This window comes from Chryseobacterium arachidis, assembly GCF_900129245.1.
In the GTDB taxonomy this organism is placed as follows: domain Bacteria; phylum Bacteroidota; class Bacteroidia; order Flavobacteriales; family Weeksellaceae; genus Chryseobacterium; species Chryseobacterium arachidis.
The window spans coordinates 31,039-46,376 of record NZ_FQUT01000011.1 but is presented as its reverse complement, the minus strand read 5'-3'; the positions used below and the strand labels follow the sequence as shown (position 1 = coordinate 46,376).

10 protein-coding genes are annotated in these 15,338 nt (G+C 38.2%); 9 read left to right on the top strand and 1 reads right to left on the bottom strand.

All coding sequences use genetic code 11. The annotated features are described in order from the left end of the window. Positions 1–13 precede the first annotated feature (13 nt). From BUA89_RS16950 to BUA89_RS16935, 4 genes are all read left to right on the top strand, one after another. The gene (locus BUA89_RS16950) at positions 14–1,174 is read left to right on the top strand and encodes an aldose epimerase family protein (protein WP_072960995.1); all 1,161 of its coding nucleotides are present in this window, start codon (positions 14–16) and stop codon (positions 1,172–1,174) included. Between the two features lie 3 nt (positions 1,175–1,177). Further along, positions 1,178–2,905, top strand: coding sequence for a sodium:solute symporter family transporter (locus tag BUA89_RS16945; protein ID WP_072960993.1), 1,728 nt, complete (start codon positions 1,178–1,180; stop codon positions 2,903–2,905). Positions 2,906–2,976: 71 nt separating this feature from the next. Beyond that, positions 2,977–3,621 carry a 3'-5' exonuclease gene (locus BUA89_RS16940; RefSeq protein WP_072960990.1) on the top strand — a complete coding sequence of 215 codons (645 nt, stop codon included), beginning with the start codon at positions 2,977–2,979 and terminating at the stop codon, positions 3,619–3,621. 2 nt (positions 3,622–3,623) lie between these two features. Then, complete coding sequence (locus BUA89_RS16935; RefSeq protein WP_228420597.1) at positions 3,624–5,534, top strand: DUF294 nucleotidyltransferase-like domain-containing protein; 1,911 nt, start codon at positions 3,624–3,626, stop codon at positions 5,532–5,534. A 2-nt stretch (positions 5,535–5,536) separates the two neighbouring features. Here BUA89_RS16935 and BUA89_RS16930 read toward each other — a convergent pair whose 3' ends face one another. Further along, positions 5,537–6,223 carry an NUDIX hydrolase gene (locus BUA89_RS16930; protein WP_072960988.1) on the bottom strand — a complete coding sequence of 229 codons (687 nt, stop codon included), beginning with the start codon at positions 6,221–6,223 and terminating at the stop codon, positions 5,537–5,539. A gap of 542 nt (positions 6,224–6,765) precedes the next feature. Here BUA89_RS16930 and BUA89_RS16925 point away from each other — a divergent pair. From BUA89_RS16925 to BUA89_RS16905, 5 genes are all read left to right on the top strand, one after another. After that, positions 6,766–9,135, top strand: coding sequence for a glycoside hydrolase family 127 protein (locus tag BUA89_RS16925; protein WP_072960985.1), 2,370 nt, complete (start codon positions 6,766–6,768; stop codon positions 9,133–9,135). A gap of 8 nt (positions 9,136–9,143) precedes the next feature. Next, positions 9,144–11,054 carry a sialate O-acetylesterase gene (locus BUA89_RS16920; protein ID WP_083531707.1) on the top strand — a complete coding sequence of 637 codons (1,911 nt, stop codon included), beginning with the start codon at positions 9,144–9,146 and terminating at the stop codon, positions 11,052–11,054. A gap of 215 nt (positions 11,055–11,269) precedes the next feature. Then, on the top strand, positions 11,270–12,724 hold the full coding sequence (locus BUA89_RS16915) for an MFS transporter (RefSeq protein WP_072960983.1): 1,455 nt from the start codon (positions 11,270–11,272) through the stop codon (positions 12,722–12,724). A gap of 293 nt (positions 12,725–13,017) precedes the next feature. Next, a complete protein-coding gene (locus BUA89_RS16910; RefSeq protein WP_072960981.1) occupies positions 13,018–14,139 on the top strand; it encodes an endo-1,4-beta-xylanase in 1,122 nt (373 codons plus the stop codon). A gap of 185 nt (positions 14,140–14,324) precedes the next feature. Beyond that, entirely contained in the window at positions 14,325–15,299 is a 975-nt protein-coding gene (locus BUA89_RS16905) for a glycoside hydrolase family 43 protein (RefSeq protein WP_072960978.1), read from the top strand. Positions 15,300–15,338: the final 39 nt, after the last annotated feature.

Genomic DNA, 15,338 nt, shown 5'->3' with positions numbered 1-15,338 from the left:
AAACTTCTAAAAAATGAGAAAAACAAGTATCAACCTGATAATTCTTTTTGCCGTTTTATGTATTTTCGGGTGCAATAAAAAAGAAAATCAATCAAAAACTCAACCGGAAACAATGGAAAACATACAGGTTTCAGATTACGGAGTCACTTCAAAAGGCGATTCCATCAAAAAATATACTTTGACCAATAAAAACGGAATGAAGCTGGAAGTCATTAACTTCGGTGGAATTATTACTTCACTTACCGCTCCCGACAAGAACGGAAAATACGAAGATGTCGTTTTAGGATTTACCAAGCCTGAAGATTATTTCAACGGAAATCCTTACTATTTTGGGGCATTGATTGGCCGTTACGGAAACAGAATTGCCAATGCCAAATTTACTTTGGAAGGTAAAACCTATGATATCGATAAAAACGACGGACCAAACAGTCTTCACGGAGGAAAAGAAGGGTTTCATACCAAATTCTGGAATATTGAACCTGTAAAAGATGCAAAATTCCCGACTTTGAAACTGACTTACACAAGCGCAGACGGTGAAGAAGGCTATCCTGGAAAATTAACGACAACTGTTTTGTATACTTTGACAGATGATAATGCTTTGGAAATTTCTTACGAAGCGGAAACCGATAAACCGACTGTGGTGAATTTGACTCAACATTCGTATTTCAATCTTTCAGGGAATTTTTCAAAAACTATTCTTGACCACGAATTGCAGATTAATGCGGATAAATTTACACCAGTTAATGAAACTCTGATTCCTACAGGTGAGCAAAAAGCGGTGAAGGGAAGTGCATTCGATTTCACAGCTTCAAAAACAATTGGAAAAGATATCAATGCAGATGACGACCAACTGAAAAAAGGAAAAGGCTACGACCACAACTGGATTCTGAACGGAAGCGGATTGAGAAGCATTGCCAAAGTTTATCATCCTGAATCAGGAAGAGTAATGGAAGTTTTGACCGATGAACCGGGCGTTCAATTCTATTCAGGAAACTTTTTAGATGGAAAATTCAATACCAAAACGGGCGGAAAAAATGAATTTAGAACAGGCTTTTGTTTAGAAACACAACATTTTCCGGATTCTCCAAATCAGGTTTCTTTCCCTTCTCCAGAACTAAAGCCGGGACAGAAGTATCATTCAAAAACAATTTATAAATTCTCAGTTAAGAAGTAGAGTATGGGAAATTTAGCAACTATAGATATCATCATATTTCTTATTTATTTTGTGGTGGTAGCGTCTTACGGAATCTGGATTTACAGAAAGAAAAAATCCGCAGCAACAGGCAGTAAAGATTATTTTCTTGCGGAAGGTTCACTCACTTGGTGGGCGATTGGAGCAAGTTTGATTGCTTCCAATATTTCTGCGGAACAGTTCATCGGGATGTCCGGCGAAGGATTTTTCGTTGGTGTAGCTGTGGCAGCTTACGAATGGATTGCTGCATTGGCGCTCATCATTATTGCCATTTGGTTCATTCCAATTTATCTTAAAAACAAAATTTATACGATGCCGCAATTTCTGGAAACCCGTTACAACAAATCGGTTTCCCTGATTATGGCGGTGTTCTGGCTGTTTTTATATGTGATTGTCAATCTTACTTCGATTCTTTATTTGGGTGCCTTGGCAATTGATACGCTGTTGGGTGGCGGTCATCTTCATATCATTATGATTGGATTGCTTCTAATGGCATTATTAATCGGTCTTGGCGGTATGAAAGTAATCGGTTACACCGACGTAATTCAGGTGGCGGTTTTGATTATCGGAGGTTTTGCTACGGTTTATATGGCACTTCAGATTGTTGACCAGAGAATCAACGGAGCGGCTGTAGGAAATGCTTTTGCAGGTTTTCAGACCTTGATGAATGAAGCACCGCAACATTTCAAATTAATGCTTGAAAAACCGGTTAAGACAACAACGACTTTAGCAATGCCTGAAAATCTTGATGTTCAGAAATATGTGGTTCTTCCAGGATTGGCAATGTATTTTGCAGGACAGTGGATTGTTAATTTAAATTATTGGGGTTGCAATCAATACATCACGCAAAGAGCTCTGGGAGCTGATTTGAAAACGGCGAGAACCGGAATTTTATTTGCAGGATTCCTTAAATTATTTATGCCGATTATCGTTATGCTTCCAGGAATTGCAGCTTACGTTTTGTATACAAAAGGTCACTTACCTGGCTTTAACGGAGTGAAAGACGGTGCCTATTCCGCAATATTAGGATTTTTGCCGATTGGTCTGAAAGGTCTTGCTGTAGCGGCTTTGACGGCGGCAATTGTTGCTTCTTTGGCAGGGAAAGTGAACAGTATCTCAACGATTTTCACATTAGACATTTATAAAAAATATTTGAAGGCTGATGCAACGGAAATCCAGATGGTGAGAACCGGGAGATGGGCGATTATCATTGCGATGTTCGTTGCTTTGGCTTTCACTTGGACAGATGCTTTGGGAATCGGCGGTGAAGGTGGATTTACCTTTATTCAGAAATATACAGGATTTATCAGTCCGGGTGTTTTTGCGATGTTCCTTTTAGGAATGTTCTGGAAAAGAACAACCGGAACTGCAGCTTTGGTAGGCGTAATTTTAGGATTCGTTCTGGCGATTTTCTTCAACAGTTTTGCTGTGGATATTTTCGGGAAAGAAACTTGGTTGTACACAGCTTTCACTTATGAAAAACTGGAAAACGGCGTAGTTCACACCATTACTGAAATTCCGTTTTTGATTAATATGGGTTGGTCATTCTTCTTCACGGTTCTGACGATGGTTGGGATAAGTCTTGCCGGTCCGAAAGTGAACCCGAAAGCATTTGCAATCGATGCATCAATGTTCAAAGTAGACAACAGAACATTGGTTTTAATTGTTGTAACGTTACTTTTATTAACTGCACTTTACGTGAGATTTTGGTAAACTTAAGGTATTATAAAAAGGATGTCATTTGAGGCATCCTTTTTTATTTTTTTTATAATTTTGATTGTATTTTGAAAACCTATTTTCTTTTCATCGATACCGAAACTACAGGAATCCCGAAACGATGGAGCCTGCCTTATTCTGAGAAAGATAACTGGCCTTCCGCAGTTCAGGTGGCCTGGGTTATTTATGACGAAAATGCTCAGGAAATTAAACGTGAAAATTTTTATATTTTTAATGAGGATTTGAAAATCAGTTCGAAGTCATTGAAAATCCACGGGATTACCAAAGAATTTCTAAGTAAAAACGGACAGGAAAGAACTTTGGTTTTAGAAAAGCTTTCAACGGATATAAAAGAATTTCAACCCTTGATTACGGGACATTTTACAGAGTTTGATATTCACACACTGAGCGCTGATTTTTACAGGGCAAACCTGAAAAATCCTTTTCTGCAGAGTCATTTCTACTGCACAATGCTTAAAAGTAAAGAGTATGTCGTTAATCCTGAAGCTGATTATTTTAAATTGCCTAAGCTTTACGAGTTTCTTTTTAATGAAAAAATGGAACATCTTCACAATGCGATGATCGATGCAGAAATAACTGCAAAATGTTTTTTTGAGATCCGGAAACGTGGAGAGATTTCAGAAGCTGACTTTCAGAATATTCATCAGAAAATCGAATCCGGTTTAAAGTTTTTAACCCATAAAATGAAATAACTATGATGCAGGAAAAAATTATTTCACTTTTAAAAATAACAGAACCTTTTCATCTTTTACCCGAAACCGTTCTTGCAGAAATCTCGGAAACATTCACAAGAACCGAGTTTTCCAAAGATACCTTGGTCTATCGCCAGGAAGTAACGGAAATGAGAGGGGTAGACATTATTGAATCCGGAGAATACGAAACATTTTTTTTCGATGCAGCGGAAAACAAAAGATGTATTTCGATACACCATTCGCCTTATTGTTTTGGGGGAATATCTGTGGTGCTGAACAGAGTACGTGCATTGAAATCGGCGATTGCCAAAAAGGGAACCGTTGTTTATACATTACCGAAAAAGGAATTTTACGAGTTGTGTAACGCGTATGAAGACTTTTTCCATTATTTTACATCAGATTTCGGCAAAAAAATGCTGGATGAGGAATTTTCTCATTTCGTAAAAACGCCCGCAACGTTTGAAGAAAGTTATTTTGCGGCCGACCAGCTTTATTCCAGAAAAATAAAAGGAATCACCTATAAAAGTATCGTTTCCTGCGAAGAAAATACTCCTGTTTTTGAGGCGGCTCAAATGATGGCCACTCATAAAGTAAGCTGCATCTTTGTGAAAAAGTCAGCAAGTGAGGAAATTATCGGCTATGCGACAGATATTACCTTGCGAGATAATGTTATCGCCCACTGCCTGGATTCCAGAATTGCAATTTCAGAGGTGATGGATAATCCCATTGTAAGTATTTCCAGCGACGCCTATCTTTATGAAGCGGTTCTGATGATGTTTAAAACCAAATCAAGATATCTTCTTGTAAAAGATAATGGCGAGTATGTAGGTTTTCTGAGCAGAAACCGCCTGTTGAGCGAGCAGGGGCAGAGCCCGCTTGTTTTTATCCAATCGGTAAAACAGGCTGAAAGTGTAGAAGAACTTAAGAAAAAATGGAAACAGGTTCCGGATATTATTACCCAATTATTGGGAAGGGGAGTGCACGGTGAAATTGCCAGTCAGGTCATCACAACAATTGCCGATACAATAACAGTAAAAGTAATAGAAAAAGTTATCAGGCAGATAGGAAAACCTCCCGCAAAATTTGCATTTATCGTGACCGGGAGCGAAGGCCGGAAAGAACAGACTCTAAGCACAGACCAGGACAACGGAATTATCTACGAGGATAAAGCCAATGAACACCGCGAAATGGTAAGGGAATATTTTCTGGATTTTGCCAAAAAAGTTTCGGATGATCTCAATACCATTGGCTTTGAATACTGCAAAGGAAATTTTATGGCAAGTAATCCCAAATGGACCCATTCTCTTTCTCACTGGAAAAGAAATTACAACCAATGGATCGAAGAATCGGTGCCGGAAACCGCAATGAAGCTTTCCACTTTTTTCGATTTCCGTTTTATTTATGGTGAAGAAAGTATTGTGAAAGACCTTAAAAACTATATCAAGGAAAAATTAGCTTCACCCAATCAGCTGTTTTTTGCTCATATTGCCAAAAATGCTTTACAGTACGAACCGCCTTTGACTTTTCTGAAAAGAATTAAAACCCAGACCATCGGGAAATCAGAGGTTTTTGATATCAAAACTGCGATGTCGCCAATTGTAGATTTGCTTCGGGTGTATGCATTGAAAAACCAGTTGGAAATAGAGAATACCGGCGAACGAATGAAAAAACTGACGGAAATAGGAGTTTTCACCCAGCAGCAATACAACGAAATGCATCAGTCTTACTATTATCTGATGGCACTTCGGCTAAAAAATCAGGCAAACCAGATTAATATTGATAAAAAGCATCCTGATAATTATATCGAAATCAGTAAACTTACCAAAATAGAGCGTGTCACTTTAATCGAAATCTTTAAAACCATTGCTAATTTCCAGCTGGGAATCAAAGTGAAATTTACAGGAAGTTTTTAAGTTTAAATCTTAAACATAAACCCTTCCGCAATTTTCTTATTGTATTTTTCTTCATCGAAAGTGTAAAGAAAAGACCCTTTTTTAGACGAACTCATATCTTTTCCTTCCGTTTTCACAAGAATATCCAGCGCATTGATTTTGCTGATGAAATTCCGCTTGTCATACTGTTCGTTAAAGATGGCTTCGTATAAAGTCTGCAGATCTTTCATCGTGAATTTTTCCGGCAGAAGCTCAAAACCGATAGGTCGTGTGGAAGCCCTTCTTCTCAGTCTCAGAACCGCATCTTTCACCATTTCATTATGGTCGAAAATCAGGCTCGGAAAATCCTGCAGATCAAACCATTTTGCGCTATATTTTTCATTGATCTGAATATTTTTTTCAATATTGATCAGTGCATAATACGAAATCGACATAATTCTCGCCGTCGGTTCGCGGTCGATTTGAGTATAGGAATTAAGCTGTTCGAGATAAATATTTTCCAGCCCGGTAAGTGTGTTCAGGACACGCTGTGCCGCTTCATCAGAGGTTTCTTCGTCCCCGATAAAACCACCCATTAATGACCATTCTCCCATTTTCGGTTCAAAATTCCTTTGTACCAGAAGGATCTTGAGATTTTCACCATCGAACCCGAAAATAATGCAGTCAACAGCTACCAGATGTCGTGGAAAATGAGAATAGTCTTGTGTCATCGATTATAATTTTTATGCAAAGTTAATGCTTTTAGGCTTTGATTCTACAGTTGAAACCATATAAATGTATTTTATACACTTTATTTTATTTTTTATTTTTAAAAAATCCAAATTTCATCATTTACCTTAATATTTTGGGAGCAATTAATAGCTCTGAAGCTTATATTTTATTCATTAAAAACATTAAAAACAGATGAACTCAACGTTAAAAATATGTTAAAATTAAGTTTCCTTTCATTTTAAATTTACCCAAAAACTATAGTTGAGGCTTAGTCTTAAAAATACGATAAGTTATTTATATAAATTACGGACGCCTTCACTCGGTATTCCGTATTCATTTTTATACAAGCGATTTAGCCGTATGGTTCTGATTATCGCGATTTTTAATAATCTTAATTTTTATGATAAGTCCTTGCCGTTTTCAGCTTTTTTCTAAGACTTTAAAATATACTTTTTTTTGATTCCATCGGCTTATTCTGCAAAATTCTTTGTCATATTGATTCTTTCTTTTATTTTTAGAAATGTTGAATAGACATTTATTAATGAATAAAAAATCGCTGATAGTATTTTTAGGTTTAGGTACGCTTGCTTTTGGGCAGGTGAGCAAAACGGTCAGTTATTTTCCGCTGAATAAGGTTGCTTTGTCTGAAAGTGTTTTCAGCAGGGCGATGCAGACGGATAAGAACTACATTATGTCGATGGATGCCGACCGTTTACTGGCGCCTTATCTGAAAGAAGCAGGACTTAATCCTAAAAAAACAAATTATCCCAACTGGGAAAATACAGGATTGGATGGTCACATTGGCGGCCATTATATTTCAGCTTTGGCGTTGATGTACGCTTCAACAGGCGATGCCAAAGTAAAACAGCGCCTCGATTATATGATCGATGAGCTGGAGCGTTGCCAGAATCTTTCAGGAAACGGCTATATTTCCGGCGTTCCGAATGGCAAAAAAATCTGGAAAGAAATCTCTGATGGCAATATCCGCGCATCGGCTTTCGGATTGAATGACCGTTGGGTTCCTTTATATAATATTCACAAAATATATTCAGGTTTACGAGATGCTTATTGGTATGCAGACAGTGAAAAGGCAAAGAAAATGCTCATCAAGCTAACTGATTGGATGGCGGATGAAGTTTCCGGACTTTCCGATGAGCAGATTCAGGAGATGCTGAGAAGCGAACACGGCGGTCTGAACGAGGTTTTTGCCGATGTTTATGACATTACCAAAAATGAAAAATATCTCAAGCTTGCGCATCGTTTTTCACATCTGGCCATTTTAAATCCTTTGCTGATTCACGAAGATAAACTGACAGGAATTCACGCCAATACACAAATTCCTAAAGTAATTGGCTTCAAAAGGATTGCCGATTTGGAACATAATAAAGAGTGGAGCAGTGCGGCAGATTTTTTCTGGACTAATGTTACCCAAAAACGTTCTGCAATTATTGGTGGAAACAGTGTCAGCGAACATTTCAATCCAACAACCGATTTCAGCGGAATGATTAAAAGTATTGAAGGTCCCGAAACCTGTAATACCTACAATATGCTGAAACTGACCAAAGAACTTTTTGCCACAAACCAGAAGTCGTCTTATCTGGATTATTATGAAAGAGCTTTATACAATCATATTCTTTCCACGCAAAATCCTGAAAAGGGTGGTTTTGTGTACTTCACACCGATGCGTCCCGGTCATTACAGGGTGTATTCTCAGCCGGAAACCAGTTTCTGGTGTTGCGTAGGTTCAGGAATGGAAAACCACGCGAAGTATGGCGAAATGATTTATGCACATTCGAATAACGATTTGTATATCAATCTGTTTATTCCGTCTGTTTTAAAATGGTCGGAGAAAAAATTAGTTTTAAGACAGGAAAATAATTTCCCACAGACACCTTCCACAAAATTAATTTTTGACCTTGCCCCAAAATCCGAAATCAATTTAAAATTAAGAGCTCCGGAATGGACGAATGCTTCACAGATAAGCGTTTCCATTAATTCAAAAAATATCAGTATTCCTGTCGATTCCGAAGGTTATATCAATATTAAAAGGAAATGGAAAAAAGGCGATGTCATCGAGATGAAAATGCCGATGCATCTTTCCGCAGAACAGCTTCCCGACAATTCAGATTATTATGCATTCAGATACGGACCCATCGTTTTGGCAGCCAAATATGGCAAAGAAAATCAGCAGGGATTATTTGCCGATGACAGCCGTGGCGGACATATTGCGCACGGCCCACAGATTCCTCTGAATGATATTCCGACGATTTTGGGATCTTCGACAACTGTTTTGAATCATTTAAAGCCTGTTAATGAAAAAGATTTGACATTTAAAATTAATGGTCTTTATCCTCAGAATAAATTCAGTACTGGATTGGAACTTGTTCCTTTTTATAAGGTTAAGGAAGAGCGTTACATCATCTATTTTCCTCAGGCAACTCAGGATAAAATCGAAATCATTCAGCAGAAAAAAGCTCAGGAAGAAGAAGCTGTCCGAAAACTGGATAATATCACAACAGATAAAATTCAGTTAGGCGAGCAACAGCCGGAATCTGACCACTTTTTTGACAGCAAAGATGCTTACGATGGCTATATGGAAGACCGTCATTTTAGAGATGCCAAAGGTTGGTTCAGCTATCAGATGAGAAATAAGGATAAAAATGCAAAATATCTTTACCTATTGTATTTCGATGCCAATAACAATCGTACATTGAATGCCGAAATCAATGGAATTAAAACATTTTCAAAAGATTTTGAAGGGAAAATGGGAAGTTCACCACAAACATTGTTAATCCCGGTTCCCGAATCGGAAAAGAATAAAGAGACACTCACCGTAAAATTTATTTCAGGCGAAAAATCTCTGACTCCAAAAATTATTGAAGTGAGGTTACTGAACGAATTACCAAAATAAAAACTAATATGTCAAATAATATTTTCACTAAAATTCTGGGCTTATTCCTCTTGATTTGCAGTCTTTGTGTTGAAGCTAAAATCAAGCTTCCTGCATTGGTTTCAGACGGAATGGTTTTACAGCGCAACCAGAAATTAAATATTTGGGGAAAAGCCGATGCCAATGAAAAAGTGGAAGTTAAATTCCTCAACAAAAGCTACAAAACCACTGCAGACCAAAACGGTAACTGGAAAATCGTGCTTCCGGAGCAAAAAGCAGGCGGTCCATACACAATGACCATCAACGAAATTACTCTTAAAGATATTCTGATTGGCGACGTTTGGCTGGCTTCAGGACAATCGAATATGGAATTGCCGATGCAAAGACTGACACCTTTGTATGCTAATGAAATTAAAAACGCAAATAATCAGAATATCAGGTTTTTCACAGTTCCTCAAAAATATAATTTCAAATCGCCACAAACCGAATTAGACGGTGGAAAATGGGAAGTGACAAATCCTCAAACCATTCTGAATTTCTCTGGTGTTGCTTATTTTTTTGCTAAAGATATAAGTGAAAAAAATAAAGTTCCTGTAGGAATCATTCACTCCAGTTTAGGAGGTTCGCCAATTCAGGCTTGGATGGATGAAAATTCTTTGAAAAAATATCCTGAATATTTGGAAGAAGCCAAAAAATGGCAGAATGATGATTTGATAAAATCTACAGAATCTTCAGAACAGGCGCTTAGCAAGGCTTGGTATGCGGAATTAGACCAAAGCGATATTGGGCTCAATCAACATTGGGAAAAATTTGATTTAAATGATTCCGACTGGAAAACGATGCAGATTCCCGGTTCTTGGGAAGACAAAGAAGGTTCTTTCGATGGTTCTGTTTGGTTCAGAAAAGAAATTACTTTAACCAAAAATCAGGCAGGAAAATCAGCATTTTTAAATCTTGGAAGAATCAAAGATGCAGATGTAACGTACATCAACGGAACAAAAGTCGGAAACGTAACCTATGAATATCCGCCACGTTGGTATGACGTTCCAGCAGGAATTTTGAAAGAAGGTAAAAATATAATTGCCGTAAGAGTTTCCAACGGGAGCGGAAAAGGGCAGTTTATTGCAGACAAGCCGTATTACCTTGAAATCGACGGACAAAAAATAGATTTAAAATCCGAATGGAAATATAAAATAGGGGCAAAAGTCGACAGAATGGCTCCCGGACAAACCTTTATACGTTGGAAACCGACGGGATTGTACAACGCGATGATTAATCCTTTAATTAATTATAATATCACAGGTGCACTTTGGTATCAGGGCGAAAGCAACACCGGAAAACCAAAAGAATACGGCGATTTATTAACAACGATGATTACAGACTGGAGAAATAAATTCAATAACAAAGAAATGCCGTTCATCACCGTTCAATTAGCCAATTTTATGGAGTCAAAAGCACAGCCGATAGAAAGTAACTGGGCGGAACTAAGAAACCAGCAGCGTAAAGTTTCATTACAAGTTCCGAATGCCGGACTTGCCGTAATCATCGACATCGGCGAGTGGAATGACATTCATCCGCTGGATAAAAAAACAGTGGGAGACAGGCTGGCTTTGCAGGCGATGAAACTGGCTTACGGAAAAAACATCGTTGCAGACGGCCCGGTTTATCAGTCGATGAAAGTTGACGGAAATAAAATCGTTCTTACTTTCAAAAAAGAAACCGATGATTTTGCGCCAGTTTCAGAATTGAAAGGTTTTGCCATCAAAAATGCCGATGGAAACTGGTCTTGGGCAAAAGCAAAAATCGAAGGTAAAACAATTGTAGTTTGGAATGATTCGGTAACAAATCCTGTTGCAGTCCGTTACGACTGGGCAGACAATCCCGATGGAAACCTGAAAAATAAAACCGGACTTCCCGCATCACCTTTCACAACGGAATAACTCAAGGCTTAAATTCCTTAATTTAAATAAACTTGTTTATTTCTAATTTATTTAAACATTAAGGATTTAAGAAATTTAATAATAAGTAAAAATTTTAAGAAATTAACAAGTCAATTTTATTTAAGAAAAATTAAGCCTCTTAAATTCTTAATGTTTAAAAAATCTTTCATCTATCAGTCTATTATCTATTTATCTAAAAAACAACCATAAACTATATGAACAATCCATCTCAGAAAATATCTGTCGTTGAAAAAATCGGCTACAGTTTGGGAGATTTAGCGGCCAATCTGGTTTTCCAGACTTTGGTGACTTACTTAGCTTATTTTTACACCGATATCTACGGATTAAAGCCGGAAGACGCCTCCATCATTACTTTGATCGTCGGGCTCATTGCCGGTTTCGGGTTCAATCCGCTGGTCGGCGCTTTGGCAGACAGAACACGAACCAAATGGGGGAAATTCCGTCCTTGGATTTTATTTTCTGCCGTTCCGTTGGGTGCAGCAGCACTTTTTGCATTCAGCACGCCCAATTTTTCGTATCAGGGAAAAATGGTTTATGCAGCAGCAACTTACACAATTTTATTACTCTTGTACGCCGCTAATAATTTACCTTACGCAGCACTGAGCGGCGTGATTACAGGCGATATGGGCGAGCGAAACAGCATTTCCTCTTACCGTTTTGTGGCGGTGATGTTTGCACAGTTTTTTGTTCAGGTATTTATGTTGCCTATTATTTTATCGGCAGGGCAAGGCGACAAAGCAGCCGGAATCGAAATTGTAATGACGTGGTTAGCCATTATCGGAACGATTATGTTGCTCATCACATTTTTCACCACCAAAGAAAGAGTCATTCCAAAACCGGAACAGGAATCCTCTTTGGGAGCCGATTTAAAAGATTTAAAGAAAAACAAGCCGTGGATAATAATGTTGGTAGTTACAACCTTGATTTTCATTACTTTAGCAATGAAAGGCGGTTCGTACGTTTATTATTTCAACAATTATGTCGATGAAACTTCTTTGAAAAATTTCATTTCGCCGATTACCGCTTTTTTCAGTTCAATCGGAATGAATTTCTTCGGTGAAGACCCTCGTTCAGCAGGTTTCGGGCTCTTCAATGCCGGCGGAATCATTATGATGATTGTTGGGATTACCTTCTCAAAAAGATTTGCCGACAAATACGGGAAAAGAGATGCGTTCATCGCTTCCCTGTTTATTTCAACTTTATTTATTGTTGCATTCATCTTTTATCCGCCAAAATCGGTAGGATTAATGTTCCTTTCCCAGATTTTACACGGCTTTTTCTACGGAATCAGTACACCGTTGCTTTGGGCAATGATTGCCGATGTAGCCGACTATTCCGAGTGGAAAAACAACAGACGCGCCACAGCAATTATTTTTTCCGCAATGATGGTGGGATTAAAAGTTGGGTTGAGCATCGGAAGTTCGTTGGTTTCTTCCATCATTGGTCATTACGGCTATATTTCATCCGAAGGAACCGAAAATGTTATCCAGCCGGATTCCGTTGCAAACGGCGCTCAGATGCTGGTCAGTATTTTTCCGGCCATTCCGTTCTTTGCGGCGTGTGGATTATTAATGTTCTACGAAATCAATAAAAAAATGGAAACCCAAATCGAACAGGAACTCAAAGAAAGAAGGAAAAAAGAAGATTAGTATTGGTTTATTGTTTGAGCAGCTTAATCCGTCTTCCACTCCCGCTTTTTTGTTCCGCTTTGCTCCACAAAAAGAGCTCCGTTCAAGCCGGGCTGCGAGATTCAGCATAAAAACAAATTTTACCCTTAAAGACAATATGGGTCATTCTTTAGATTTAGAATTTTAATAAAGAAAAGCAAAATAGCAAAAGCTCCGTAGGAGCGAACTGTTAATAGCCAATATATCAGATAAGCCATCAAGCCTCGTAGAGGCGACCTGTTAAAGTTTCAGGATAATTAATAAAAAAATTAACAATGAAAAAAATAGCCGCATTATTAGGAATTTTAGCCTTGACCGTTTCCTGCAAAACAGCAAGTTCGGCATCACCAAAAGATTCCCTGAAAGATGCCTACAAAAATAAATTCTACATCGGAACCGCAATGAGCCTTCCGCAAATTGACGGAACTGATGTAAAATCGGATGAAATCATCAAGAAGCAATTCAGCTCCATTGTTGCGGAAAACTGTATGAAATCAATGTTTATCCAACCTCAGGAAGGACAGTTTTTCTTTGGTGATGCCGATAAATTCGTAGAATTCGGGGAGAAAAATAAAATGTTTATCATCGGTCATACCTTGATTTGGCATTCTCAATTACCAAGATGGTTTTTCGTAGACAAAGACGGAAAAGATGTTTCGCCTGAAGTTCTGAAACAGAGAATGAAAAGTCATATTTCAAAGTTGGTCGGCAGATACAAAGGCCGTGTAAAAGGTTGGGATGTCGTAAACGAAGCGATTATGGAAGACGGAACGTACCGCAAAAGCAAATTTTACGAAATTCTGGGTGAAGAATTTATTCCGCTTGCTTTCCAATATGCGCAGGAAGCTGACCCGAATGCCGAACTTTATTACAACGATTACAACGAATGGTTTCCGGAAAAAGTAAAAACCGTTACCAAAATTGTTAAAAATCTAAAATCCAGGGGAATTAGAATTGATGGGGTTGGAATGCAAACCCACGTAGGATTAGACAATCCAAAACTGGAAGAATACGAAAAAGCAATCACCGATTACGCAGCGGCCGGAGTAAAAATCAACGTTTCCGAAATGGAAATCAGCGCACTGCCTTCACCGTGGGGAACTTCAGCCAACGTTTCCGACAAAGTAGAGTATGAAACCAAAATGAATCCTTACACCAAAGGATTACCTGAAAATGTGACAAAAGAATGGGAAAACCGTTATCTGGATTTCTTCAGACTGTTCCTGAAACATCAGGATAAAATCAGACGAGTGACTTTGTGGGGCGTTACCGACAATCAATCCTGGAAAAACGATTTCCCTGTAAAAGGAAGAACCGATTATCCGTTGCCATTCGACAGAAATTACCAGGCAAAACCAGTTGTAGAGAAATTAATTCAATTAACGAAAGAAAAATAATTATTAAACCACAAAAGTAACAAAAGACATACTTTATAGCTAAGAACATCAAAAGAACAAAAAAGCAAAACGTCTACTGCAGCTTCCTTTTTTGAACTTTTGATTAGCTAAAATTTTCATTCATTTCTTTTGTGACTTTTGTGGTTAAAAAATAAAATCTATTACCTAAAAATCTAAACTCTAAAATGAACAAAGCAAAATACCTTTTCCCGAAAGATTATATGGCAGACCCTTCCGTACACGTTTTTGAAGGGAAACTTTACATTTATCCATCTCACGACCGTGAAAGCGGCATTGAAGAAAACGACAACGGCGACCATTTCGATATGAACGATTACCACGTTTTCTCCCTTGATGATGTGGAAAATGGCGAAGTGACGGATCACGGTGTTGTTCTTTCGGTGAAGGATATTCCTTGGTCGGGAAGACAGTTATGGGATTGCGATGTAGCTTTCAAAAATGGCAAATATTATATGTATTTTCCACTGAAGGACAAAAACGATATTTTCAGAATCGGGGTTGCGGTGAGCGATAAACCTTATGGACCATTCATTCCTGAAAAACATCCGATGATGGGAAGTTACAGCATCGATCCTTGTCTTTTTGAGGATAACGGAAAGCATTATATGTATTTCGGAGGAATCTGGGGTGGACAATTGCAACGTTACAGAAATAACAAGGCCTTCGAATCTGCCATTCTTCCTGCCGATAATGAACCTGCCATTTCATCAAAAGTGGTAGCTTTAAGGGATGATATGCTGGAATTTGGTGAAGAACCGAAAGATGTTGTGATTTTGGACGAAAACGGAAATCCTTTGCTTCACGGCGATAAGCATCGTTTTTTTGAAGCATCCTGGATGCATAAATACGACGGAAAATATTACTTCTCTTATTCCACTGGAGACACGCATTTGATTTGTTACGCAACAGGCGATAATCCTTACGGTCCGTTCACTTTCGAGGGTGAAATTTTGACGCCTGTTGTGGGTTGGACCACCCATCACAGCATTGTAGAATTTAAAGGAAAATGGTATCTGTTCTTCCACGATTCTGTTCCGAGTGGTGGAAGAACGTGGCTGAGAAGTATGAAGGTTGTGGAAATTGAATATGATAACGACGGTAAAATTAAAACCATTGAAGGGCTGGAAGACAATAAGTAAATCTTTTTGTTATTTATGCTTAAATTGTTTTCATTAAAG